Source organism: Luteibacter sp., assembly GCF_036500425.1.
Taxonomy (GTDB): domain Bacteria; phylum Pseudomonadota; class Gammaproteobacteria; order Xanthomonadales; family Rhodanobacteraceae; genus Luteibacter.
In genome coordinates this window covers 86914-112033 of sequence record NZ_DASYCB010000077.1, presented here as the reverse complement: position 1 = coordinate 112033, position 25120 = coordinate 86914, and the positions used below count along the sequence as shown (strand labels likewise).

General features: G+C 65.3%; 25 protein-coding genes. 10 read left to right on the top strand and 15 right to left on the bottom strand.

The annotated features are described in order from the left end of the window. Positions 1-4 precede the first annotated feature (4 nt). Entirely contained in the window at positions 5-223 is a 219-nt protein-coding gene (infA, locus tag VGN46_RS19085) for a translation initiation factor IF-1 (RefSeq protein WP_019466733.1), read from the top strand. Positions 224-406: 183 nt separating this feature from the next. Here infA and clpA read toward each other — a convergent pair whose 3' ends face one another. Both clpA and clpS read right to left on the bottom strand, forming a co-directional pair. Further along, positions 407-2674, bottom strand: a complete 2268-nt coding sequence (gene clpA, locus VGN46_RS19080; RefSeq protein WP_331646175.1) for an ATP-dependent Clp protease ATP-binding subunit ClpA — start codon at positions 2672-2674, stop codon at positions 407-409. 78 nt (positions 2675-2752) lie between these two features. Next, positions 2753-3085, bottom strand: a complete 333-nt coding sequence (clpS, locus tag VGN46_RS19075) for an ATP-dependent Clp protease adapter ClpS (RefSeq protein WP_331646173.1) — start codon at positions 3083-3085, stop codon at positions 2753-2755. 124 nt (positions 3086-3209) lie between these two features. Between clpS and VGN46_RS19070 the strand changes: the two genes are divergently transcribed. The 3 genes from VGN46_RS19070 to hflD all read left to right on the top strand — a co-directional run bounded on the left by VGN46_RS19070 (position 3210) and on the right by hflD (position 5512). Then, entirely contained in the window at positions 3210-3698 is a 489-nt protein-coding gene (locus tag VGN46_RS19070; RefSeq protein WP_331646171.1) for an NUDIX hydrolase, read from the top strand. Further along, complete coding sequence (mnmA, locus tag VGN46_RS19065; RefSeq protein ID WP_331646169.1) at positions 3695-4789, top strand: tRNA 2-thiouridine(34) synthase MnmA; 1095 nt, start codon at positions 3695-3697, stop codon at positions 4787-4789. The genes VGN46_RS19070 and mnmA overlap by 4 nt, the downstream gene beginning before the upstream one ends. 96 nt (positions 4790-4885) lie before the next feature. Then, positions 4886-5512, top strand: a complete 627-nt coding sequence (hflD, locus tag VGN46_RS19060) for a high frequency lysogenization protein HflD (RefSeq protein ID WP_331646167.1) — start codon at positions 4886-4888, stop codon at positions 5510-5512. A gap of 70 nt (positions 5513-5582) precedes the next feature. On the opposite strand, the gene VGN46_RS19055 is transcribed toward hflD, so the two are convergent. Continuing rightward, complete coding sequence (locus VGN46_RS19055; protein ID WP_331646165.1) at positions 5583-6551, bottom strand: LysR family transcriptional regulator; 969 nt, start codon at positions 6549-6551, stop codon at positions 5583-5585. A gap of 191 nt (positions 6552-6742) precedes the next feature. On the opposite strand from VGN46_RS19055, the gene acnA reads away from it, so the two are divergent. Next, positions 6743-9487: an aconitate hydratase AcnA gene (gene acnA / locus VGN46_RS19050; RefSeq protein ID WP_331646163.1), complete on the top strand. Its 2745-nt coding sequence runs from the start codon at positions 6743-6745 to the stop codon at positions 9485-9487. A gap of 119 nt (positions 9488-9606) precedes the next feature. Here the strand turns inward: acnA and VGN46_RS19045 are convergent, their stop codons facing one another. Then, positions 9607-10044, bottom strand: coding sequence for a hypothetical protein (locus VGN46_RS19045; RefSeq protein WP_331646161.1), 438 nt, complete (start codon positions 10042-10044; stop codon positions 9607-9609). 126 nt (positions 10045-10170) lie between these two features. Between VGN46_RS19045 and VGN46_RS19040 the strand changes: the two genes are divergently transcribed. Next, the gene (locus tag VGN46_RS19040; RefSeq protein WP_331646159.1) at positions 10171-11868 is read left to right on the top strand and encodes an AMP-binding protein; all 1698 of its coding nucleotides are present in this window, start codon (positions 10171-10173) and stop codon (positions 11866-11868) included. A gap of 134 nt (positions 11869-12002) precedes the next feature. On the opposite strand, the gene VGN46_RS19035 is transcribed toward VGN46_RS19040, so the two are convergent. Continuing rightward, positions 12003-12407: a PilZ domain-containing protein gene (locus tag VGN46_RS19035; protein ID WP_331646157.1), complete on the bottom strand. Its 405-nt coding sequence runs from the start codon at positions 12405-12407 to the stop codon at positions 12003-12005. A 59-nt stretch (positions 12408-12466) separates the two neighbouring features. After that, on the bottom strand, positions 12467-13654 hold the full coding sequence (gene dinB / locus VGN46_RS19030; protein WP_331646155.1) for a DNA polymerase IV: 1188 nt from the start codon (positions 13652-13654) through the stop codon (positions 12467-12469). A gap of 401 nt (positions 13655-14055) precedes the next feature. Between dinB and VGN46_RS19025 the strand changes: the two genes are divergently transcribed. The 4 genes from VGN46_RS19025 (at position 14056) to arsC (ending at position 17650) form a co-directional block, all read left to right on the top strand. After that, positions 14056-14859: a ScpA family protein gene (locus VGN46_RS19025; RefSeq protein WP_331646181.1), complete on the top strand. Its 804-nt coding sequence runs from the start codon at positions 14056-14058 to the stop codon at positions 14857-14859. 96 nt (positions 14860-14955) lie between these two features. Continuing rightward, positions 14956-15714 carry an SMC-Scp complex subunit ScpB gene (gene scpB / locus VGN46_RS19020; protein ID WP_331646153.1) on the top strand — a complete coding sequence of 253 codons (759 nt, stop codon included), beginning with the start codon at positions 14956-14958 and terminating at the stop codon, positions 15712-15714. Then, entirely contained in the window at positions 15711-17312 is a 1602-nt protein-coding gene (locus VGN46_RS19015) for a pseudouridine synthase (RefSeq protein ID WP_331646150.1), read from the top strand. Before scpB ends, VGN46_RS19015 begins: the two co-directional genes overlap by 4 nt. Next, positions 17309-17650, top strand: coding sequence for an arsenate reductase (glutaredoxin) (gene arsC / locus VGN46_RS19010; protein ID WP_331646179.1), 342 nt, complete (start codon positions 17309-17311; stop codon positions 17648-17650). Before VGN46_RS19015 ends, arsC begins: the two co-directional genes overlap by 4 nt. 18 nt (positions 17651-17668) lie before the next feature. Here the strand turns inward: arsC and hisIE are convergent, their stop codons facing one another. The 9 genes from hisIE to VGN46_RS18965 are packed head-to-tail and all read right to left on the bottom strand — an operon-like array spanning position 17669 to position 24995. Continuing rightward, positions 17669-18262: a bifunctional phosphoribosyl-AMP cyclohydrolase/phosphoribosyl-ATP diphosphatase HisIE gene (gene hisIE, locus VGN46_RS19005; protein WP_331646148.1), complete on the bottom strand. Its 594-nt coding sequence runs from the start codon at positions 18260-18262 to the stop codon at positions 17669-17671. Beyond that, complete coding sequence (gene hisF, locus VGN46_RS19000) at positions 18259-19029, bottom strand: imidazole glycerol phosphate synthase subunit HisF (protein ID WP_331646146.1); 771 nt, start codon at positions 19027-19029, stop codon at positions 18259-18261. Before hisF ends, hisIE begins: the two co-directional genes overlap by 4 nt. Next, complete coding sequence (hisA, locus tag VGN46_RS18995) at positions 19023-19775, bottom strand: 1-(5-phosphoribosyl)-5-[(5-phosphoribosylamino)methylideneamino]imidazole-4-carboxamide isomerase (RefSeq protein ID WP_331646144.1); 753 nt, start codon at positions 19773-19775, stop codon at positions 19023-19025. The genes hisF and hisA overlap by 7 nt, the downstream gene beginning before the upstream one ends. Beyond that, positions 19772-20362 carry an imidazole glycerol phosphate synthase subunit HisH gene (gene hisH / locus VGN46_RS18990; protein ID WP_331646142.1) on the bottom strand — a complete coding sequence of 197 codons (591 nt, stop codon included), beginning with the start codon at positions 20360-20362 and terminating at the stop codon, positions 19772-19774. The genes hisA and hisH overlap by 4 nt, the downstream gene beginning before the upstream one ends. Next, a complete protein-coding gene (hisB, locus tag VGN46_RS18985; RefSeq protein WP_331646139.1) occupies positions 20362-21426 on the bottom strand; it encodes a bifunctional histidinol-phosphatase/imidazoleglycerol-phosphate dehydratase HisB in 1065 nt (354 codons plus the stop codon). The genes hisH and hisB overlap by 1 nt, the downstream gene beginning before the upstream one ends. Then, a complete protein-coding gene (gene hisC, locus VGN46_RS18980) occupies positions 21423-22487 on the bottom strand; it encodes a histidinol-phosphate transaminase (protein ID WP_331646137.1) in 1065 nt (354 codons plus the stop codon). The genes hisB and hisC overlap by 4 nt, the downstream gene beginning before the upstream one ends. Beyond that, complete coding sequence (gene hisD, locus VGN46_RS18975; protein ID WP_331646135.1) at positions 22484-23791, bottom strand: histidinol dehydrogenase; 1308 nt, start codon at positions 23789-23791, stop codon at positions 22484-22486. Before hisD ends, hisC begins: the two co-directional genes overlap by 4 nt. Then, entirely contained in the window at positions 23788-24681 is an 894-nt protein-coding gene (hisG, locus tag VGN46_RS18970; protein ID WP_331646133.1) for an ATP phosphoribosyltransferase, read from the bottom strand. The genes hisD and hisG overlap by 4 nt, the downstream gene beginning before the upstream one ends. After that, on the bottom strand, positions 24678-24995 hold the full coding sequence (locus VGN46_RS18965) for a YerC/YecD family TrpR-related protein (RefSeq protein WP_331646131.1): 318 nt from the start codon (positions 24993-24995) through the stop codon (positions 24678-24680). The genes hisG and VGN46_RS18965 overlap by 4 nt, the downstream gene beginning before the upstream one ends. Between the last annotated feature and the right edge of the window lie 125 nt (positions 24996-25120).

Genomic DNA, 25120 nt, shown 5'->3' with positions numbered 1-25120 from the left:
ACACATGGCAAAAGACGACGTCATCGAAATGGAAGGCACGGTCCAGGAGACCCTGCCCAACACCATGTTCCGCGTGCAGCTCGAGAACGGGCATGTCATTACTGCCCACATCTCCGGCCGTATGCGCAAGCATTACATCCGTATCCTCACTGGTGACAAGGTGAAGGTCGAGATGACCCCCTACGACCTGACCAAGGGTCGCATCACGTACCGTATGAAGTAAGCGCGCACCGCGCTGCTTCACCGGTAAAAGAAAAGCCGCGGCACGAGACCGCGGCTTTTTTGTTGCCTGGATTCCTGTAGGAGCGTGCTTGCGCGCGATGGGGGGGTACCGCAAGACCCATCGCGCGCAAGCGCGCTCCTACAAAAAACGGGCCGCCCTGGGGCGGCCCGTTTTTTGTACGGCTTACGCTTCGGCCGTGGCCGGCTCGGCCGACTCGGTTTCCACGTGCAGCTCGTCGCCATCGACCGACAAGGTGACCTTGCCGCCTTCGGCCAGCTTGCCAAACAGCAGCTCGTCGGCCAGGGCACGCTTGACCTTGTCCTGGATAACGCGGGCCATCGGGCGGGCGCCCATCTGCGGATCGAAGCCGTGCTCCGCCAACCAGCGGCGGGCCTCCGGGGTCACATCGACACTGACCTTCTTCTCGGTCAACTGCGCCTCGAGTTCGATGAGGAACTTGTCGACCACGCGCAGGATGTGATCGAAGTCCAGCGCATTGAACTGGATGATCGCGTCGAGGCGGTTACGGAACTCCGGCGTGAACATGCGACGCAGGGTCTCCATGGCATCCGGCGAATGGTTCTGCTTCACGAAGCCAATACCGCGACGCGAGGCCAACTGGGCGCCAGCGTTCGTCGTCATGATCACGATGACGTTCTTGAAGTTCGCCTCGCGACCGTTGGTATCGGTCAGCACGCCGCGATCCATCACCTGCAGCAGGATGTTGTACACATCCGGATGCGCCTTCTCGATTTCATCCAGCAGCAGCACGCAGTGCGGGTGCTTGGTGATCTGCTCGGTGAGCAGGCCACCCTGGTCGAAGCCCACGTAACCCGGGGGCGCACCGACCAGGCGCGACACCGAGTGCGCTTCCATGTACTCGGACATGTCGAAGCGGACCATCTCGATACCGAGCTGCATGGCGAGCTGGCGGGTCACTTCCGTCTTGCCAACGCCCGTGGGGCCGGCGAGGAGGAAGCTACCGATCGGCTTGGATGGATCGCCCAGGCCCGAGCGGGCCATCTTGATCGACGAGGCCAGCGCTTCAATCGCACCATCCTGGCCGAACACGACCATCTTCAGATTGCGCTCGAGGTTACGCAGCACGTCACGATCCGAGGCCGACACCTGCTTGGCCGGGATGCGCGCCATCTTGGCCACGATGTACTCGATCTCGGGTACATCGACCTTGCCGGTGCGCTCGTCTTCCGGCAACAGGCGCTGGCGAGCACCCGCTTCATCGATCACGTCGATGGCCTTGTCCGGGAGCAGGCGATCCGGGATGTGCTTGACCGAGAGGTCCACCGCCGCGCGCAGGGCTTCATGGGTGTATTCCACCGAATGATGCTCTTCGAAGCGGGTCTTCAGGCCCTTCAGGATCTCGATGGAATCGGCCACGGTGGGCTCGACCACGTCAATCTTCTGGAAGCGGCGCGCCAGGGCGCGATCCTTCTCGAAGATGCCGCGGAATTCCTGGAACGTGGTGGAACCGATGCAGCGCAGCTCACCCGAAGCCAGCATGGGCTTGATCAGGTTCGACGCATCCATGGTGCCACCCGACGCCGAGCCCGCACCGATGATGGTGTGGATCTCGTCGATGAAGAGGATGGCGTTCGGTTGCTTCTTCAGCTGGTTGATCACTGCCTTGAGGCGCTTCTCGAAATCGCCGCGGTACTTGGTGCCGGCGACCAGGGCGCCAAGGTCCAGCGACCAGATGGTGCAGTCTTCCAGCACCTCAGGCACCTGGCCTTCGACAATGCGCTTGGCCAGACCCTCGGCCAGGGCGGTCTTGCCCACACCGGCCTCGCCGACATAGAGCGGGTTGTTCTTGCGGCGGCGGCAGAGCACCTGGATGGTGCGCTCCACTTCATCCTGCCGGCCGATCAGGGGATCGATCTTGCCCTGGGCCGCCAGTTCGTTGAGGTTGGAGGCGTACTCGCTGAGCGGGTTGCCCTTGCCCTCGCCACCGTCCTCGCTATCGCGATCGGCGCTGGAGGGGGCCGCGGCGGACTCGTCGCTGATCTTGGCGATGCCATGCGAGATGTAGTTGACGACATCCAGGCGGGTGATCTCCTGCTGGTGCAGGAAATACACGGCGTGGCTGTCCTTCTCGCCGAAGATCGCGACGAGAACGTTGGCGCCCGTCACTTCCTTCCGGCCCGAGGACTGGACGTGGTACACGGCGCGCTGCAGCACACGCTGGAACCCCAGGGTGGGCTGGGTGTCGCGCTCGTCACCGGCAGGAAGGACCGGTACCGTTTCGGCGATGATCCGCTGCAGATCGGCCGCCAGCCGGGGCAGATCGACGCCGCAGGCGCGCAGGGCGGCCAGGGCGGAGGTGTTTTCCGTGAGGGCGAGCAGGAGATGCTCCACGGTCATGAACTCGTGGCGCTGCTCCCGGGCCTGCTTATAGCAGTGCCCAATGGTGACTTCGAGATCCTTGCTGAACATACGGACCGTCTCCGATAGCTGTGGGCGGCGGGTTCTTAGCCCTTGTTAGTGCCGCATGAACACGAAATGGGGCGCCGCTTACATCTTTTCCATAGTGCACAACAACGGGTGCTGATGAGACCGTGAGTATTCGTTGACCTGGGTCACCTTGGTTTCTGCCACCTCGCGGGTGAACACACCGCACACACCCTTGCCACGGGTGTGGACGTGGAGCATCACCTGCACCGCTCGCTCCTGGTCCATGCCAAAAAAGCTACGCAACACCTCAATCACAAAATCCATCGGCGTGAAGTCGTCGTTCAGCAAGACGACCTGGAACAGTGGCGGCCGTGCCGTCTCGGGACGAGCGGTTTCAATGGCCAGGCCGTGTCCGCGCTCGTTTTCCTGATCGTGTTCGTGTTCCTGGGACATTAATTAAGAACCTTCGGTACGCGATTCGATTATATACACCGGATTTCGAGCCCCCACGGGGTCGATTTCCGTAGGTGATGGCACAATATGTCTTTTTCCAGAGCCACCCCCACCCATTCGTCAGATGACCCAGACCGACGCTCCGGCCGAAAACGTGTGGTGCCCCCGTGTGACCGTGGCCTGCGTCATCGCGGAGGGTGACCGCTACCTGATCGTTGAAGAGGAGATCTTCGGCGAACTGGCGTACAACCAGCCCGCGGGTCATCTGGACCCGGGTGAGACCCTGCAGGCCGCGGCCGTGCGCGAAGCGCTGGAAGAAACCGGGCATAGCGTCGTGCTGGAGCACTTCCTGGGCGTCTGGCAGTGGCTGAGCCACGAACATGGCGAACAGGTGCTCCGCTTCGCCTTCAGCGGCCGCTCGGTCGCCCATGACGCCGCCCGCCCGCTCGATACCGGCATCCGCCGCGCCCTGTGGCTGCGCCGCGACGAGATCGAAGCCATGGGGCAGCGCCTGCGCAGCCCGCTGATCCTCGACACCATCGATGCCTGGCTGGATGGCCGACGCTATCCGCTGGACACCGTGGCCAGCCTGCTGCCGGGAGCCCGCCGGTGAAAGTCATCCTGGGCGTCTCCGGCGGCGTGGACTCGTCCGTCGCCGCCATCCTGCTGAAGGAAGCCGGCCACGAGGTGGAAGGCATGTTCATGCAGAACTGGGAGGAGGATGACCGCTCCGGCCCCTGCACCAGCGACGACGACCGCCGCGATGCCGTGGCGGTTTGCGGCCGGCTGGGCATCCCCTTCCACGCCCGCAACTTCGCTGGCGAGTACTGGGATGGGGTCTTCCAGCATTTTCTTGCGGAGTATGCCGCAGGCCGTACGCCCAACCCGGACGTCCTGTGCAACCGCGAAATCAAGTTCAAGACCTTCCTGGATCACGCCCAGGCCCTCGGCGCGGAGAAGATCGCGACGGGTCACTATGCGCGCGTCGATTTTCATAAGGGGCGTTACCGCCTGCTCCGCGCCGTGGACGCGGCCAAGGACCAGACCTACTTCCTGCACGCCCTGGGCCAACGCCAGCTTTCGGCCACCCTGTTCCCGGTCGGCGAGATCGAAAAGCCGGCGGTGCGCGAGATGGCCCGCGAAGCCAACCTGCCGACGGCGGCAAAGAAGGATTCCACCGGCATCTGCTTCATCGGCGAGCGCGATTTCCGCACGTTCCTGTCCCAGTACATTCCGGCAAAGCCCGGCCCCATGCGGGATCCGGAGGGCCGTACGGTGGGCGAGCACCAGGGCGTGATGTATTACACGCTGGGCCAGCGCAACGGCCTGGGTATCGGCGGCCGGGCGGATGCGCCCAATGAGCCCTGGTACGTCGTAGGCAAGGATGTGACGGCTAATACCCTGATCGTGGCCCAGGGCGGTGAGAACCGCTGGCTGCAGTCCACCCGGCTGTTCGCCACCGACGCGACCTGGGTGGCTGGCGAGCCGCCTGCCCTCTCGTTCCGTTGCACTGCCAAGACGCGCTACCGCCAGGCCGACCAGGCCTGCACGGTGGAGGTGCGTGGCGATACGCTTCACGTCAGCTTTGACGAACCCCAGCGCGCCGTCACCCCCGGCCAATCCGTGGTGCTTTACGACGGCGACGCATGCCTCGGTGGGGCGATCATTGCCTCAACGGACGCCGTGTACGGTGGCCTCGAATGAACCCTATTCCCCCTGTAGGAGCGCGCTTGCGCGCGACCCACGCCCCGGCAGCCCCCATCGCGCGCAAGCGCGCTCCTACAAATAAAGATCGTCGTTATGAATGAAGAGCGCGTTTTAGCCCTGGCCGGCGTCTTCCAGGGCGCTGCCCTGGCCCAGCAACTGGCCAACGAGGGCCGCTGCGATGAGGTAGCGTTCGAGGCCAGTCTCGCCAGCGTGTTCCGTATCGACGCGGATTCCGTAGCGGGCGTGTATGGCAGCGTCGCGGGCGTACGCAGTGGCCTGCGCACGCTGGTGAACCAGTTCGAAGAACAGACGCGCGATGTCGCGGTTATGCGCATGGGCGTCACCGTGTTGCGCCTGGAACGCTCGCTGTCGCGCAACCGTGCCCTGCTCGATCGCCTCCATGAAGGCATCGTCGCGGCACAGCGTCAGGTTGAGCATTTCGGACTGACACACCCGAACGTTGCCGCACGTCTTGCCGAGCTCTACGCCACCACCCTTTCGACGCTGAAGCCGCGCGTCATGGTGACCGGCAACCCGACCCATCTGCAGCAGAAGGCGAACGTGGACCGCGTGCGCGCTTCGTTGCTGGCCTCGGTACGCTCCGCGGTGCTCTGGCATCAGCTCGGCGGCCGCCAGTGGCACATGCTGTTCCAGACCAAAAAGACCGCGATGCTCGCCCGCGGCCTGCTGACCGGCTCCACCCTCGACAACGGCTTCTAAGCACTGTGTAGGAGCGCGCTTGCGCGCGACGAGTGCTTGCCGCAACCTTGAATCGCGCGCAAGCGCGCTCCTACACGGGGGTCGCGGCGTCGAGGCCGGGGATAGTGGTGGCCAGGGCGCGGAGGAGTTCGGCGAAGCCCACGAGGTCATCGCGCCACGGTGTAGCGCTGCGCCAGTACAGGGCGATGTGCCGGCCGGGCCGCGCGCCGGCGACCCCGGCCAGGACTACGTTTGGGATCGACCGCAGGCGGTCGTGGGCCAGGATCGGGACCAGGGTGTAGCCGCCACGCAAGGCCACCAGGGTGGCCAGGCTTTCAATCGAAAGATCCTGGATGCGTTCCGGACGGGCGGCCCCGGGCATGCCGAGGTCGGATACCCCGTTGCCGTGACTTTCCGCCATCAGGGTCGCGTCGGACGCATCCAATTCGGTCAGTGCCACTTCGACACGGCCGGCCAGCGGGTGACCCTTGTGTAGCATCAATTCGTACGGCTCGAAGAACAGGGCGGTGGAATCCAGCCCGGTGGCGGTGGCGCTCGGCGGCGCCAGCACCGCGTCGAGTTCGCCTTCGGCCAGCCGGCGCAGGAGGCCGCGCGGTTTACCTTCGGAAATGGTAAGCCGAGCCCCCGGGAACCGCTGCGGAAAGGGTTCGATCACGTGCGGTAACAGGTAGGGCCCCAGCGTGGATGGCACACCGAGGCGCAACTCACCACCAAAAGCCACATCACCGGCACGCGCCGCGTGCTCGAGGTGTTCCGCGGCGGCCAGCACGCCCTCGATGTATCCCAACAGACGCTGACCGGCAGAGGTCGGCACGACCCGGCGGCCACCCCGTTCGAACAGGGGCATACCCAGCGCCTGCTCCACCTTCTGCACCTGGTGGGAAAGCCCCGAGGCACTGATGTACATGGCGCGGGCGGCGCTGTTGAAGCTGCCTTCACGGGCCACGGCCTGGACCAGGGCGAGGTCGCGCAGGGAGACCGATGACAGGGCCATCGAAATCATCGAACGCTGCGTGCCATCAAATGCGTTTGCGCCCATCCGCCGCCACCCTCATCCTTTTGCCGCCAGATTTCGCGCGGCGTGAGCCACGGACCGGGCATTGTAGCGGACCCAAGGTCTCACGGCGGTCGCATACGAACCGCAGACTGCGCGATAATCGACGCTTTGGCAGCCCCCGCACAGGGCCGCCAGGCCTCCCCAGCTAAAGCACGCCACGCCAGGAGTACAGCATGAAAGACTCGTTCTCAGTCGCAGACACCATCGTCGTCAACGGCAAGAGCCACAAGATCGCCAGCCTGGCCAAGCTGGGTCAGCAGTTCGACCTGAAGCGCCTGCCCTACTCGATGAAGATCCTGCTGGAGAACCTGCTCCGCCAGGAAGATGGCGTGAACGTGACTTCGAAGGAAATCGAAGCCGTCGCCAAGTGGGACGCCAAGGCCGAGCCCGATACCGAGATCTCCTTCATGCCGGCCCGCGTGGTCCTGCAGGATTTCACCGGCGTGCCCTGCGTGGTCGACCTGGCCGCCATGCGTGATGCCGTGAAGAAGCTCGGTGGCAACCCGGACCGGATCAACCCGCTGGTCCCGGCCGAACTGGTCATCGACCACTCGGTGCAGGTGGACGCGTTCGGTTCGGCCAACGCGCTTGAGCAGAACGTCGAAATCGAATTCGAGCGCAACCAGGAGCGTTACTCGTTCCTGCGCTGGGGCCAGAAGGCCTTCAACAACTTCAAGGTCGTGCCGCCGCGCACCGGCATCGTGCACCAGGTGAACCTCGAGAACCTGGCCCGCGTGGTGTTCACCAATGAAGTGGATGGTGTGTCGTTCGCCTACCCGGATACCGTGTTCGGTACCGACTCGCACACCACCATGATCAACGGCATCGGCGTGCTGGGCTGGGGCGTAGGCGGTATCGAAGCCGAAGCTGCCATGCTTGGCCAGCCGTCGTCCATGCTGATCCCGCAGGTCGTCGGCTTCCGCCTCACCGGCAAGCTGCCGGAGGGCGTGACGGCCACCGATCTCGTGCTCACCGTGACCCAGATGCTGCGCAAGCTCGGCGTCGTCGGCAAGTTCGTCGAGTTCTTCGGCAACGGCCTGCAGAACCTGCCGCTGGCCGATCGCGCCACCATCGCCAACATGGCCCCGGAATACGGTGCCACCTGCGGCATCTTCCCGATCGACCAGGAAGCACTGAACTACATGCGCCTCTCGGGCCGCGATGAGGGTCAGATCGCCCTGGTGGAAACCTACGCCAAGGCCCAGGGCCTGTGGCACGACGCGAACACGGCCGAAGCCGAGTTCACCACCGTGCTCGAGCTCGACATGGCCGACGTCAAGCCGTCGCTGGCAGGCCCGAAGCGCCCGCAGGATCGCGTGCTGCTCGAAGGTGTGAAGCAGAGCTTCCTCGACGTGGTCGGCCCGCTCACCGCCAACCGCAAGACCAAGAACGGCGACACCTCGCGCTTCAGCAATGAAGGCGGTGGCACGGCTATCGGCAACGAAGCGAACGGCATCAATGAAGAGGGCGTGCTCGTCCACAAGGATGGCCAGAACTTCCGCATCAACGATGGCTCGGTCGTGATCGCGGCGATCACCTCGTGCACCAACACCTCGAACCCGGCTGTCATGCTCGCCGCCGGCCTGGTGGCGAAGAAGGCCGCCGCGCGTGGCCTGACCAGCAAGCCGTGGGTGAAGCCCTCGCTTGGCCCAGGCTCGCTCGTCGTGACCGAATACCTGAAGAAGACCGGCCTGCTCAAAGAGCTCGAAAAGGTGAACTTCTACGTGGTCGGCTACGGCTGCACCACCTGTATCGGTAACTCCGGTCCGCTGCCGGCTGAAATCAGCAAGGGCATCGCCGAAGGCGACCTGGCCGTGGCATCGGTGCTCTCGGGCAACCGTAACTTCGAAGGCCGCGTGCATCCGGAAGTGAAGATGAACTACCTGGCCTCGCCGCCGCTGGTGGTCGCCTACGCCCTGGCCGGCACGCTCAACATTGACCTGACCAAGGATGCGCTCGGCACGGGCAGCGATGGCCAGCCGGTGTACCTGAAGGACATCTGGCCGAGCAACCAGGAAATCTCCGACCTCATCGCCGGCGCCATCAGCCCCGAGATGTTCAAGGCCAGCTACGCCGACGTCTTCAAGGGCGACAGCCGCTGGAACCAGATCGCCTCGCCGGATGGCCAGACCTACGCCTGGGACGATTCGACCTACATCAAGAACCCGCCCTACTTCGACGGCATGTCCGCGGAAGCCGGCACGATCGAAGACATCCACGGCGCGCGCGCCATGGGCATCTTCGGTGACTCGATTACCACCGACCACATCTCGCCGGCCGGTTCGATCAAGAAGGACAGCCCGGCGGGCCGTTTCCTGATCGAAAAGGGCGTGGAGCCGAAGGACTTCAACTCCTACGGTTCGCGTCGCGGCAACGATGACGTCATGGTCCGTGGCACGTTCGCCAACATCCGCATCAAGAACCTGATGCTCGACGGCGTCGAGGGTGGCTACACCAAGTACATCCCGACCGGCGAACAGATGGCCATCTACGATGCCGCCATGAAGTACAAGGCCAGCGGCACCCCGCTGGTCGTGCTGGCCGGTAAGGAATACGGTACCGGTTCGTCGCGTGACTGGGCGGCCAAGGGCACCCTGCTGCTCGGCGTGAAGGCTGTGATCACCGAGAGCTTCGAGCGCATCCACCGCTCCAACCTGGTCGGCATGGGCGTCCTGCCCTGCCAGTTCCAGGATGGCGAGAATGCGCAGACGCTCGGCCTGAAGGGCGATGAAGTGTTCGACATCACCGGCCTCAACGGCGGCGAGTCGAAGACGGCCACGGTGAAGGCCGTGCGTCCGGACGGTTCGGCCAAGGAATTCAACGTGAAGGTGCTCCTGCTGACCCCGAAGGAGCGCGAGTTCTTCCGCCACGGCGGCATCCTGCAGTACGTACTCCGCCAGCTCGCCAAGGCGGCGTAACGGAAAAGGCCCGGGAAACCGGGCCTTTTTTTTCGCAGATCCCCTGTAGGAGCGCGCTTGCGCGCGACCGGTCTTGCGGCAAGAGCCATCGCGCGCAAGCGCGCTCCTACCAAAGAGCGTTAGAGCGCGCGTTTCCAACTGGCGGTGAAGCAGTGCCATACGCTGCCATCCTTGCGCCAGCCGGTCTCCACCTCATACGCACCCGCGTTATCCGGCAACACGCCCGCGCCCGCGGCAAGCGTGACCGTAAACGTCGCCACCTTCCGCTCCCCGCGGGTCTCGACCGACACCGGCCCAAGCAACACATGCACCTTCTGCCCGCGCAGCGCGAATACACGCACCAGGTTGGCCAGGTCGCGCTTGTTGAGTTGCCCCGAGTTCCCGTCGAAATCCTCCGACATCCCGGCCACGGTATCGCCGCCGCTGCCCGCCTCGGCGCCAGCCGCCGCAGCGGAAATCGCCTTGCGCACCTGCTCGTCATCCGGGGTGCGATGGCAGCCCCCGAGCACGGCGAGCGCGATCAGGAGTAAGGTGACCCACATCGTACGTCGCTGCATGTTTTTCCCTTTTTGTGTCTCGCTGCGATGCGGCTTGCCGCTATACGCGCGCGTATGCTCCAATCCTCCCGCTCGCACGACGCGCCCGCCGTGCGAGCGTCACAAATCCAGGAGTCCGTCCCGTACATGAGCAACGAGCGCCCGTGGCTTGCCCACTATCCGGCCGGCGTACCCGCCGACATCGATGTCAACGCGTACCGCTCCGTTGCGGCGGTCTTCGAGGAATCTTTTCAGAAATTTCGTGGGCGGCCAGCGTACAAGAACTTCGGCAAGGTACTGACCTACGGCGAGATCGACCAGCTCTCCGCCGCCTTCGCCGGCTTCCTCTCAGGCGAACTCGGCCTGAAGAAGGGCGACCGCCTGGCGATCATGCTGCCGAACCTGCTGCAGTACCCGGTGGTCCTGTTCGGCGCCCTGCGCCTTGGCCTCACGGTGGTCAACACCAACCCGCTCTACACCACCCGCGAGCTGCACCACCAGCTTGAGGATTCCGGCGCCAAGGCGCTGGTCGTGCTGGATAACTTCGCGCACACCGTGCAAGAAGCCCTGCCCGGCACACGGGTCCAGCATGTCGTCACCACGGCGGTCGGCGACCTGGTCGGCTTCCCCAAGGGCAGCATCATCAACTTCGTGGTGAAGCACCTCCGCAAGGAAGTGCCCGCGTTCAAGCTGCCTAAGGAAACCCGCTTCAACGACGCGATCTCGCGTGGCAAGGCGCACCCCCTGCCCCAGGTCGACGTGGAGCACGACGATATCGCCTTCCTGCAATACACCGGCGGCACGACCGGCGTGGCGAAGGGCGCCATGCTCACCCACCGCAACATGATCGCGAACATGCTGCAGGCGGATGCGTGGATCAGTGGGGCGGCCACCGCGGGCGAGGAAATCATCGTCACGGCCCTGCCGCTGTACCACATCTTCTCGCTCACGGCGAACGGCCTGGTCTTCACCCGCATGGGTGCGATGAACCTGCTGATCACCAACCCGCGCGACATGAAGGGCTTCGTCAAGGAACTCTCGAAGGAGAAGTTCACGGCGATCACCGGCGTCAACACGCTATTCAACGGCCTGCTGAATACCCCGGGTTTCGCCGAACTGGATTTCTCGCGCCTGCACCTTTCGCTCGGTGGCGGCATGGCCGTGCAGCGCACGGTGGCCGAGCGCTGGAAGAAGACCACGGGCGTGACCCTGGCCGAGGCCTACGGCCTGACCGAAACCTCGCCGGCCGCGTGCATCAACCCGCTGGATATCAAGGAATACAACGGCTCGATCGGCCTGCCCATTCCTTCGACCTATGTGCAGATCTGGTCCGACGATGGCACCGTGTTGCCGATCGGCGAAGTGGGCGAGCTCTGCATCAAGGGCCCGCAGGTGATGAAGGGCTACTGGAACCGCCCGGACGAAACGGCCAAGGTGCTCGATGCCAACGGCTGGCTGCGCACCGGCGACATCGCGAAGATGGATGCCAGCGGCTACCTGTACATCGTGGATCGCAAGAAGGACATGATCCTGGTCTCGGGCTTCAACGTGTACCCGAACGAGATCGAAGATATCGTCATGAGCCATCCTGGCGTGGCCGAAGTGGCTGCGGTGGGCATTGATGACGAGCACTCGGGCGAGGTCGTGAAGATCTTCGTGGTGCGTAAGGATCCGTCGCTGACGGAAGACGCGCTGCGCGAGTTCTGTCGCGAGAAACTCACGGGCTACAAGCGCCCCAAGCAGATCGAGTTCCGCGATTCCCTGCCCAAGACCAACGTGGGCAAGATCCTCCGCCGCGAACTGCGCGACGAAGACCGCGCCAAGCACAAGGCCAAGCAGGCCTGATACGGAAGCATCGCGCGCAAGCGCGCTCCTACAGGCTTTGTAGGAGCGCGCTTGCGCGCGCCATCTTTCGCCTCACCGCGCAGGCCCTGTTGCTCTTGCGCGAACAGCGTCGCCCACAGGGTCGGCTCCTACAACTATTCGTCCACCCAGGTTTCAAGGGTATCGGCATACCCCCCGAGCAACTCCCACAGCGGAGCCTGCTTATCCTCGGGTATCAGTGAATATTCCATCCCGATCTGCCGGGCACCCACGCGCACGACGCGTGCCTCCATGTTGATATGCAGGTCATGGCCGAACACCATGTCCAGGATCCAGGTCTGGCCATTTTCGCCACGCCAGCCAGCGGGGCGGCGCAGCAAGGCGCCGGTGGCCGAAATGTCCACCAGGTCGGTCGAGTGTGCTTCGCCACCGCGGCTCAAGAGCACCGCTGTCTGAACTTTCATCCTTGCGTGGCGATAGCGCACGTTCGGGCCTTCCTTGTCAGCCATCAGCTGTTCCACCCATCCTGCCTGCCGGCGGTTAACTATCACGGTCGGCATGACCGCACCCCACGAAACTTACCTTCCGTGTCACAAACGGACACATTAGCGCAGTCGGGTCATTTTCGTCCGCGCGTTTTTAGCACGCCCGCCCTCACTAGCGCCCCGGCTCCGAAGCGCTCGTTGATGCGGTCCTGCACGCCATCGGAGCGTTTTTCCTCGACGGGCGCGGCGAACATGTCCTGTTGTTCATCGCCCTGCCGCGCATCAAAGCCCGATAGCGTGACACCGAGCAGCCGTAACCGGGGTCGCGGATGCTGTTGCCACCAGACATTTAGCAAGCGCCGTGCCACCGCATAGATATCCGGGGTAGCGTTGCCGGGAACGGGCAATTGTGCCTGCCGGCTGTGGGTGACGAAGGGTGGCTCGCGCAACTTCACCGACACCGTGCGTGCCTTGACCTCGCGCCCGCGGGCCCGGGCCCCTACCCGCTCGCACTGGCGCAGGAGCCAGGCCTCGGCGATCGCCAGGTCCTCCACATCGATGTCGAAGGTCCATTCGGAGCCAATAGATATCTCGGGTGCATCCGTGACCACCGGGCGCTGGTCCTCGCCCAGGCACAGCGTGCGCAGCATGGCCGCGTGCCGTTCGCCCACGGCTTTGTTGAGCCGCCATGCATCCGCACGCAGGAGGTCGCCGATGGTCCGGATACCGACCTTGTGCAAGGCCTCTTCCGCGACCTTCCCCACGGTCCACATCCGGCCGATCGGCAGGGGGTCCAAGTATCCCTGGACCTCATCCGGTCGGATAAACAGGAAGCCGTTGGGCTTGGAGAGTTCGCTGCCGAGCTTGGCCAACAGCTTGTTATGCGCCATGCCGACCGACGCGTTCAGCCCGGTGCGCTCGCGGATCGTCTCTTTCACCTTAAGACCGATGGCCTCGATCGATGAGAAAAGACGCAGGCTCGCGGTCACATCGAGGAAAGCCTCGTCGAGCGACAGGCCTTCGATCATGGGGGTTACCTCGGCGAACACCTCGAAGACCACGGCCGAGATGGCCGCATAACGATCGTGCCTGGGGTGGATATAGACCGCCTGGGGGCAACGCCGGCGGGCTTCCGAGGTGGGCATCGCCGAGCGCACGCCGTACTTGCGTGCCTCATAATTGGCCGTGGAGACCACCCCGCGCCGCCCCAGGCCGCCAATGATCACCGGCTTGCCAACCAGCGAGGGGTCGTCCAGCTCCTCCACGGACGCATAGAAGGCGTCCATGTCGACATGGATGATGGCGCGCGGGTCGAGGGGCATAGGCTGTATTTTGCCGTAACAGCAGGCCCAACAGAGGGGCCGCCGCTGGACTTGCGACGGCACACGCTATACCCTGTATGTCAATCGGGTGAACTTATTCGGGCGTACCGCCCTCCCGGCCTGTGGTAAAGGCCGGCGGTGGTCTATGTTCCCGGCGATATCTCACAGACGATGACCCTCCTGGGGCGTTCAGCGGCCATGCCTTCCGCTCGTCGGCGACGATGCGCGGCATGCCCCGCAAGGTGGCGGTGTAGCCGCCGGACGGCATCGATTTGTTGCTTGCGTTCCTGGCCGCTTGAATGCGGCCCCTCTGACGTGTGCCGATGACTAACGAGACAACCGAAGTCCAGGTGGTCGAACAAACGCGGAATGCCTTTGCCGGCGTTCCCCAGCAGCAGGAAATGCCTCTCGCACTGGTGCGCGGGCAAGCCGTGCTGCAGATGCCGCAGGATCTGTACATCCCGCCGGATGCGCTGGAAGTCATCCTCGAATCGTTTGAAGGCCCGCTGGACCTGCTGCTTTACCTGATCCGCAGGCAAAACCTGGACATCCTCGACATCCCTGTCGCCGAAATCACCCGGCAGTACATGGATTACATCGACATGATGCGCGAGGTCATGCGACTGGAGCTCGCTGCGGAATACCTGCTGATGGCCGCGATCCTGGCGGAGATCAAGTCCAGGCTGCTGTTGCCCCGCCCGCCGGCCGAGGAAGGCCTGGAGGACGATCCGCGAGCTGAGTTGGTACGTCGCCTGCAGGAGTACGAACGGTTCAAGAAAGCGGCGCTGGATATCGAAGAGCTGCCGCGCCTGGAACGCGATACCACCGTAGTGCACGCCTTCGTCGGCGAACACAACGTGGTCCGCGTCCCGCCCCCGCTGGACCTGAAGGAGTTGCTGCTCGCGCTCAAGGATGTGCTGAAGCGTGCCGATCTGTTCACGCACCATGCGATCCAACGTGAACCGCTCAGCGTCCGCCAGCGCATGGGCGACCTGCTCAGCTCGCTGGGCACGGGTGGGTTCCACCGGTTTGAAACGCTGTTCGACGTCAGCGAAGGCCGGCTCGGTGTAGTGGTCACCTTCCTGGCCATGCTCGAGCTCGCGAAGGAAATGCTCGTCGAAATCATCCAGGAAGAAACCCTGGGTCCGATCTACCTGAAGACCAAGGTACAGACGGAGGCCGCGCGCGACGAAGCGCTCGCCTAAGGCCCAGCCGGGCCACGAACGAGGGGTGCCGCGACCGCGGCCGCTCCTGCGCACGAACCGAACCGCGCCCCAAGGGCACGGCACACCCCAAGGCCTATGCAACCCGAACAGCTCAAACCCATCGTGGAAGCGGCGCTCATGGCGTCGACCCAGCCGATGACGATCGTGCAGCTCAAGGCGATCTTCGGCGAGGAAGAGGAAGTCGGCACGGACGAGCTGAAACAGGCGCTCGACCTGCTTGCCGCCGATTGCGACGGCCGCGGCGTGGAACTGCTGGAAGTCGCCTCCGGCTGGCGCTACCAGGTCAAGCGCGAGGTGCATGGCTGGGTCTCGCGGATGTGGGCGGAAAAGCCCAGCCGCTACTCCCGCGCCCTGCTGGAAACGCTGGCACTCATCGCTTACCGCCAGCCGATCACCCGCCCGGAGATCGAACAGATCCGAGGCGTGGTGGTCTCTTCGAACATCATCAAGACGCTCGAGGAACGCGAATGGATCCGCGTCGTGGGTTATCGCGACGTACCGGGCCGCCCGGCCCTGTTCGGCACCACCCGCATGTTCCTGGATTACTTCAACCTCAAGTCGCTGGACAACCTGCCGCCATTGTCGGAGATCCGCGACCTTGAAGAGCTCAACCCGCAGCTACGCCTCGAAGGCGATGCGGATGGCGTACCGGCCCGTGCCGCCCTGCCCGACCTCAGCGTCGAAGGCGACGACGGTGACGAGCCCGCCAACGAACCGCCCGCCGGCGATGATGACATCGCCGCGGCTTCCCACACTGCCGACGAGGCAGAGAACCCCGACGGTGCCGCCGAAGACGAAGGCACCGAGCAGAATTCCGAGGAGTCACGCGCATGAATGCGCCGCAACGTAACGTACTTAGCCTGAAACGCAATGACACCCCCGTGGGTGAGGCTGCGCAGCTTGAAGAACGCCTGCACAAGGTGCTGGCCAACGCCGGCCTCGGCTCGCGCCGGATGCTCGAACAGCGCATCCAGGCTGGTGAGGTCGAGGTCAACGGCACCGTCGCCAGCATTGGTGCCAGTGTCCATGCCGGCGATCGCGTCGTGCTCGACGGCAAGCAGTTCGTCGTCGCCACCGATAACCGCAGCGATGCCGAAGTGCTGGTCTACCACAAGCCGGAAGGCGTGGTGACCACCCGCGAAGACACTGAAGGCCGCCCCACCGTGTTCGAACAGTTGCCGCGCCTGAAGGGTGCGCGCTGGGTCGCCGTGGGCCGCCTCGATATCAACACCACCGGCCTGCTCCTGCTCACCACCGATGGCGAACTCGCCAACGCGCTGATGCACCCGAAGAGCGGCCTGGAACGTGAATACCTGTGCCGCGTGCATGGCGAAGTGCCCGATGAAATCATCGAGCGCCTGAAAGCCGGCGTGGAGCTGGAAGACGGCCCCGCCCGCTTCGACGAAATCGCGGTGATCAGCCGCGGTGGCAGCCATAGCTGGTTCCGCGTGACGATCCGCGAGGGCCGTAACCGCGAAGTGCGCCGCCTGTGGGATTCCCAGGGTTTCCTGGTGAGCCGCCTGAAGCGCATCCGCTACGGCACGGTCGAACTGCCGCGCGCTTTGCGTCGTGGCGATTGCGAAACGCTCGATGAAACGGCGATCAAGACCCTGCGCGAGCGCGCTGGCCTGGGTGCGCCGAACGCGGTGCTGACCCTCAGCGCCGTGGTGCATCAGCGCCGCGCGCCGCGCCACGTGACCGAATACCGCCCGGACAAGGGCACCACGGGTGCCTGGAGCTCGGCACGCCATGACGAAGCGCGCGAACTGACCGCCTTCGATCGCCTGCGCGACGACAGCCCGGGCCGTGGCGGCAAGGGTGGCCGCGGCGGGCGTGGTGGCCAGGGCGGCGGTGGCGGTCGTGAAGTGAACGGCAACGTCGCTCGTCCGGATCGCGCCTCGGGTCCGCGCAAGCCTTCCTCGCGCCGTGTAGCCCCGGGTCAGGAACTTCCCGCCATGCGCACCTGGTTCGCTGGCGATAGCCGCACCGGTGGCGGTGGCGGTGGCAATGCCAATGGCAACGTCGCTGGCAACGCACCGGGCAACCGCGGCGGTAGCCGTGGCCCGCGTGCTGGCGGTCAGGGCGGTGGTAACCGCGCCGCGGGTGGCGGCCAGGGTGGCGGCAACCGCGCCCAGGGCAGCGGCCAGGGCGGTGGTAACCGTTCCTACGGCGGCGGCCAGGGTGGTGGCGGTTACGGCGGCCAGGGCGGCGGCAACCGTGCTGCGGGTGGCCAGGGCGGCCCGAGCCGTTCCGGTGGTAACCGTGGGTCCGGCGGTGGCAACAGTGGCGGCGCAGGCGGCAACCGTGGCCCGCGCGGCCCCGGTGGCGGTGGCGGCGCCAGCCGTGGTGGCCAGGGCGGCGGTAACCGTGGTCCGCGCGGCGGCAATCGCGGCGGCAGTGGCGGCGGTGGTAACCGCGGCGGCAACTTCTGAGCACGCCCACGCTATGGCATAACCCGCGATGCTCAAAATCGCGGGAGACGCTGGCGCTGCTCCGGCAGCACGGCGTCGAACCCACGATCGTCGAGTATCTGCAGGCGCCGCCTTCCGCGGCGGAACTGGACCGCGTGCTGAAGCTGCTCGGCCTCGAGCCGCGCGAGCTGATGCGCAAGGGTGAGGATGATTACGCTGGCGTGCCCGCCGGTAACCATCGCGCTGAGCTTATCGCTTACATGGTTGAACACCCGAAGCTCATTGAGCGGCCGGTGTTCATCAACGGCAAGAAGGCGGCTGTGGGTCGGCCGCCGGAAGCGGTTCTCGGGATTCTGTAAGGCATCGCTGCGCAGGCTCTACGTGTGCCGAGAAGCGAGCTTCGCGACCACCTGCTCGAACCCCAGCCCACGCGCACGCAACACGACCATCAGGTGAAACACCAGGTCGGCCGCCTCACCGATCAGCGCATCGTCATCCTGGGCCACGGCGGCGAGCGCGGTTTCCACGCCCTCCTCGCCCACCTTCTGCGCCATGCGACGAATCCCGCCTTCGAACAACGTCGTCGTGTAGCTGCCTTCGGGCCGCTCGGCCTGGCGTGATGCCACCAGCGCATCGAGTTCGGCAAGAAAGCCCAGCGAAGGCGCCACGTCATTACCAAAGCAGCTCGTCGTACCGGTATGGCAGGTCGGCCCCGCCGGCAACGCACGCACCAGCAACGTATCCGCATCGCAATCAATCTTCAGGTCGACCAGGGAAAGCGTATCGCCCGAGGTCTCGCCCTTCGTCCATAAGCGCTGTTTGCTGCGGCTGAAGAAGGTGACGAGGCCCGTCTCGCGGGTCTTCGCCAGCGCCGCCTCATCCATGTAACCCAGCATCAACACCTCGCCCGTGCGGGCGTGCTGCACGATCGCGGGCACCAGGCCATCACCCTTGGCGAAGTCGGGATTCATAGACGCACCTCGATGCCCTGCGCGCGCAGTTCGCGTTTCAGGGCAGGAATGGCGATATCGCCAGAATGGAACACACTGGCCGCCAGTGCGGCATCCACGTCGGCGTCATGGAACACCTCGGCGAAATGCGCAGGCGTCCCTGCACCACCGGAAGCCACCAGCGGCACATGCGCCAGCTCGCGCGCGGCACGCAATTGCTCGATGTCATAGCCGCGTCGCACGCCATCCGTTCCCATGCAGTTGAGCACGATCTCGCCCGCACCGAGGTCCTGCACTTCACGGACCCAGTCGAGCGTGCGCTTGCGCAAGGCCTTCGTGCGCGAAGGGTCGCCGGTGTACTGGCGCACGCGCCATTCGCCATCCTCGTCGCGCAGGCTATCGATGCCGACGACCACGCATTGCACACCGAACGCCTTGGCGATCTCACCCACGAGTGCAGGCCGCTCGAGCGCGGGCGAATTGATCGAGATCTTGTCCGCCCCGGCGTGTAGCACCTCGCGCGCATCCTCGACGGAACGAATGCCGCCTGCGACACAGAACGGAATATCGATCTCGCGGGCGACGCGTTCCACCCAGTCGCGATCGACACGACGCCCCTCGGGGCTCGCGGTGATGTCATAAAACACGAGCTCGTCGGCGCCTTCATCGCGGTAGCGCAGGGCCAGTTCAACAATCTCGCCGACCACTACGTGGTCACGGAAACGCACGCCCTTCACGACCTGGCCATCGCGCACGTCAAGGCACGGAATGATACGTCGGCTCAGCATGAGGCGCCTGCCTTCGTCGTGACAGCCAATGCCTCGGCCATGCTGAATTCACCCTGCAACAGCGAGCGCCCGAGGATCACCCCGGCGACGCCCTGGAAGGCCAGACCGGCCACATCGTGCAGCGAGCGCACGCCGCCAGAGGCCTGCACATCGAGGGTCGGCGCGATGGCGGCAACGTGCCGATAGAGCGCCGTATTCGGGCCGGTCATCGTGCCATCGCGGTCGATATCGGTGCACAGCAGGTGGCGCGCACCCGCTGCTTCGTAGAACGGCAGCAGGTCATCCAGTGTGCGATCCTCATCGGCTGTCCAGCCCGCGCTTGGCAAACGCCACTCTCCGCCGCGGAGACGTGTATCCAAGGCCAGCACGATCTTCTCGTGACCATAACGGCGGATCCACGCCGCGACGGAGTCCGGCTCACGGATGGCGATACTGCCGACGACCACGCGCGCCACACCGGCATCGAGCAAGCGTCGCACGCCGTCCTCGTCACGGATGCCGCCGCCCGCCTGCACGGCCAGCCCCGCCACCGATGCGATCGCCATCAACGTGGGCAGGTTTTCGAAATGGCCCGAGCGCGCACCGTCAAGGTCGACGACATGCAGCCACGTGGCGCCCTCCTGGGCGTAGCGCTGGGCGAGCCCCACCGGATCGAACGCGAACGTGGTCTGCTGTTCGTAGTCGCCTTTGAACAGGCGCACGACCTTACCGTCGCGCAGGTCGATGGCGGGAATAGGTAGCGTCATAGCGAAAGGAAATTCCGAAGGAGCTGCGCGCCCACGCCGGCGGAGCGCTCGGGATGGAACTGCATGCCCATGAAGTTGCCGCTGGCAACGACGGCGGAGAACGTTGAGCCGTGCTCACTCCTCGCCAAGGTGTAATCGCCGACCGGCACCGCGTAGCTGTGCACGAAGTACGCCGTATCGCCCTCGCGCAGGCCTGCGGTAAGTGCATGGTCGGTACTGACTTGCAGCGTATTCCAGCCCATGTGCGGCACGCGTAAGCCCGGCGACGTGGGCATGTGCCGAACACGCGCCGACACCACGCCGAGGCATTCGGTATCGCCTTCCTCGGAACGCTCGCAGAGCAGTTGCATGCCAAGGCATACGCCGAGCACGGGCTGGGTCAGGCCACGCAGTACCTCGACAAGCCCCGCTTCGCGCAGGCGGCGCATACCTGGGCCGGCCGCACCCACACCTGGGAGAATGACGTGCGAGGCCGCGCGGATGCGCGCCGGATCCGCCGTGAGCTCGGCATCCGTGCCCAACCGCTGCAAGGCATAGCGAACGGAGCCGATGTTGGTGCCACCGGCATCGACCAGGACGACACGCATCACAGGCTTCCCTTGGTACTGGGCAGCTCCGCACCCTCGCGACGTATGGCCTGGCGCAGGGTACGCGCCACGACTTTGAAACACCCTTCGACCATGTGGTGGGCATTCTCACCGTGGACGGTCAGGTGCAGGTTCGCACCCAGCGTCTCGCAGAGCGAGCGGAAAAAGTGCGGCACGAGTTCAGTGGGTACATCGCCAACGCGCTCGCGCGGGAACGTGCCTTCGAACACGAAGTACGGCCGACCTGAAAGATCCAGTTCGGCACGCGCAGCGCTCTCGTCCATCGGCAGCGCAAAGCCGTAGCGGCCGATGCCTCGCTTGTCGCCCAGCGCCAGGCGCAAGGCCTGGCCAAGCGCAAGCGCGCAATCCTCGATCGTGTGGTGCTCGTCGATATGCGTGTCGCCGTCGCAGCGCAGGCTCAGCGCAAAGCCACCGTGCTTCCCGATCTGCTCCAGCATGTGATCGAAGAAGCCCAGGCCGGTGTGGATGACCGGCTCGGCCACCCTGTCCAGGTCGACCTGCACGTGGATGGCGGTCTCCTTCGTCTTTCGGGTGACCTCGGCGACCCGCGGCGCATCGAGTATGGCATGGGCCACCTCGGCCCAGCCCAGCCCCTGCCCGCCGACACGGTAACCACGCACGCCCATGTTCGCGGCGAAAGCGGTATCCGTCTCGCGATCACCGACCATGGCCGATTGCGCCCGGCTCCAACTGTCATCAGCAAGCCAATGCCGGGCCAGGCCGGTGTTTGGCTTGCGCGTGTCGCGCTGTTCGTGCGGAAAGGTCCGGTCAATCAGCTGTTCACGGAAGGTGATGCCCTGCGACGCAAGGATGCGCAGGAGCAGATCGTGCGGGCCATCGAACGCTTCCTGCGGGAACGACGGCGTGCCCAGACCATCCTGATTGCTGACCAGGACCAGCTCGTAGCCAGCGCCCACGAAGCGTTGCAGCGCCGCCACGACGCCTGGCACGAGCGCCAGCTTCTCGTAGCTATCGATCTGCTGGTCGGCCGGCTCTTCGATGAGGCAGCCGTCGCGGTCGACGAAGAGGATCTTCCGGCTCATGCGGATGCCTCCGCGCGCAACACGGCGAGGACACGATCGTTCTCGTTACCCGTGCCGACGGTGATGCGCAAGGCATCGCCGAGACCCGGATACCGGGTGATATCACGCACGACCACACCGGCGGCGAGCAGCCGTTTGTAGGTGCCAGCGGCATCGTCGAAACGCACCGCGAGGAAGTTGGCGTGCGAGGGAAGCACCTCGCGCACGCCGGGCGAACGGGCTAGGGCCGTGGTCATTCGCGCGCGCTCGTTCAGCAGTTCATGCACGTGGTGGCGCTGCACCCGTTGGCCCGCGTATGACAGCGCGGCGAGCGCGGCATCCACGCAAGGCGATGGCAAGGGATACGGCGCGATGATCCGGCGCAACAAACCGATCACCTCGGCGCGGGCGACCAGGGTTCCGACACGGGCACCAGCGAGCGACCATGCCTTTGATAGCGTGCGCAACACAGCGACATGGTCATAGGTATCGATAAGCTGGGTCGCGCTGGGCGCACCGGCGAACTCGGCGTAGGCCTCGTCGACGATCAGCAGCGCCCTGCCCTGCAAGGCCTCCGCGATGCGTGTCAGCGTGTCGAGCGTCACCAGGTTACCGGTGGGGTTGTTCGGTGTGCAGACGTAGACGAGCTTCGTGCTTTCCGTGACCGCGGCCTGGAGTTTCCCGGCATCGAGCGAGCCATCCGCCTCCAGCGGTGCTTCTACCACCGCCGCGCCCTGGATCCGCGCCGAGACCGCGTACATGCCGAAGGTAGGCGGTGAGATCACGATGCCGTCCTGACCCGCACGGCAAAACGCGCGGGTCAGCAGGTCGATCGCTTCGTCGCTGCCACGCGTGGCCAACACACGATCGGGTGTTGTGCCGTAAAGGTCGGCCAGGGTCTCGACGAGGCCGCGCGGTTGTGGATCGGGATAACGATTCAGGCCATCCCCACCGGGAATGCTCGGCGCGCGCGCGGATTCATTGGCGTTGAGCAGCACGGTGCCACCGGAGGCTTCCATCCGCGCGCTTGAGTACGGCGCAAGTGCGAGGATGTCGGCACGGGCGAGATCCAGCACGCTCATGGCGCATCCTCCATCGACTCCAGGCGCAAGGTCACGGCGCGGCGATGAGCGTCCAGCTGCTCCGCCGCGGCGAGCGTCGCAGCGCAGGGGCCGATCGCACGCAGGCCGTCGGCGGTCGCCTCCTGCACGGTCACCTGCTTCTGGAAACTGGCGACGGAGACGCCGCTATAGCTGCGCGCGTAGCCATAGGTGGGCAGTACGTGGTTGCTTCCGCTGCAGTAGTCGCCGAGCGATTCGGGCGTCCATTCGCCAAGGAAGACCGAGCCGGCGGACTCGACACCATCGAGCAAGTCGCGCGGACGCGCGGTCTGGATGATCAGGTGCTCCGGGGCGTAACGATTGCTCACCGCCAGTGCCTGGTCGAGGTCTTTCACGAGCACAAGGCGGCTTTCGGCCAGCGCGCTGGCGGCCACTTCGGCACGCGGTAGCTCAAGGCGCTGACGCTCGACGTCGAGCGCCACCTGGTCGATCAGCGCAGCGGAAGGACTCACCAGCAAGACCTGCGAATCCGGACCGTGTTCGGCCTGCGAGAGCAGGTCGGCGGCGATGAATCGTGGGTTCGCGGCGGCATCGGCGATCACCAGGACTTCCGACGGCCCCGCCGGCATATCGATCGCCGTACCATCAGGGTCACCCGAGACCTGCAGCTTGGCTTCGGTGACCCACGCATTGCCTGGGCCAAACAGTTTGTCGCAACGCGGGATCGATGCGGTGCCGTAAGCCATCGCGGCGATCGCCTGCGCGCCGCCGAGCTTGAAGACCGTGTGCACACCCGTGGCTCGCGCGGCAAACAACACCGCGTCGTCGCAGCGGCCATTCGCCTGCACCGGGGTGCACAACACCACCTCCTGGCAACCGGCGATGCTGGCAGGGACGCCCAGCATGATCGCGGTAGAGGGTAACGGCGCGCCACCGGCGGGCACGTACAGGCCCACGCGGTGGATCGGCCGCAGCACGCGCTCCACGCGAACGCCCGGCGCCGTGTCGACGCTGACCGCCACGGGCGCCGCGGCACGGTGGAACCGTTCGATCCGTTCGGCGGCTTCGCGCACCGCCGCCTTGAGGTCCGGGGCCAGGCGCGCTTCCGCGGCGTCGAACTCCTCCTCGGTCACGTTGAGCGCTTTCAACGTCGCGCCGTCGTAGCGCGCGGTCAGTTCACGCAGCGCCACGTCTCCGCGCGCGCGAACCTCGGCGATGATCGCTTCCACGCTACGGCGCAGCGCCGGCGAGCGCGACTGTGCGGGTCGGGCCAACGCGGCGGCGCGGCCCGCCTCATCCAGGGTGTTCCAGTCGATCCGCTTCATGCCAGCATCTTCTCCACCGGCAGCACCAGCATGTCGCGCGCACCGGCACGCTTCATATCTTCCAGTTGCCGCCAGCTCACGCTGCCGGCGCACAGGGCCTGCAGCACCACCTGGTCGGGCGCGCCGTCGACCGCGGTCAACGTGGGAACCGGCAAGCCGGGCAGCAGCCGGGTAATCGCAGGCAACGCGTCGCGCGAGGCCTGCATCAGGATCAGCCGCGAATCACGCACCTGGATCACGCCATCCAGGCGACGCAGCAGCAGTTCGGCGATCTCGCCACGCTCATCGCTGGGCAGCACGCGGTGGCCAGCAAGCACGGCTTCGCTTTCCACCACGACCGCCGCTTCGCGCAACTGGTTGGCGACCAGGGTGGCGCCACTGGAGACAAGATCGCAGATGGCATCGGCGGTGCCGAGACGAGGGGCGATCTCTACCGAACCGGCGAGATACACCACTTTCGCATCGACGTTGTGCGTGCGCAGCCAGTCGCCGAGCAACCCGGGATATGAGGTCGCGATACGCTGGCCGTTGAGTTGCGAGGGATCGTCGTAGCCTTCTTCCTGCGGCATCGCGATGGAAAGGCGGCAGCTGCCGAAGCCCAGCGGACGCAGCTCGTCGAGGCCCGTCCCCGCTTCCGGGTTGGCGAGCTGGAATTCACGCAGGACATTGCGGCCGACGATGCCGAGATCGCAGACGCCCTCGGCGATCAGTCCGGGGATGTCGTCGTCGCGAACCAGCAGCAGGTCGACAGGCTCGCCCTCGCCAAAGCAGAACAGCTTGTCGCGGCTCTGCCGGAATTTGAGGCCGCAGCGGGCCAGCAGCTCTTGCGCGGGCTCGGTCAGGCGGCCGGATTTCTGCATGGCGATACGCAGGCGGTCACGCGGCTTCATGCGCTGGGTTCCTTGGTCCGGCGGGCGGCGGCGGCCATGTAGCCGCCCGCTCCCTGGTTCAGGTAGCGCGCGACGCGCCCGATCGTGGTGATGCTGACCGCTGTGCGCTCGTGGATCTCCCGGTAGGAACGCCCATCGAGCAGGTAAGGCACCACGCGCCACCGATCGACCATGACCTCGAGCTCAGCCGGGGTGCACAGGTCGTGCAGGAACGCCCGCATCTCATCCACCGATGAGAGCCCCAGCAGGGCCTCGCAGAGGCTGGTTTCGGCCGAGTCGGCCGGCGTTTCAGGGTCAAGGGAGCGTCGCTTCATAATGTACTAATGCGTTAATACGATAGGTCATTGTAGGCTGGCAACTACACAGTGGCAACTATTTGGGGAAAGCGCCGACAGAAGATTGCGCTTTTGTTCCATATACCGCGGGGCTAGCGGTCGCC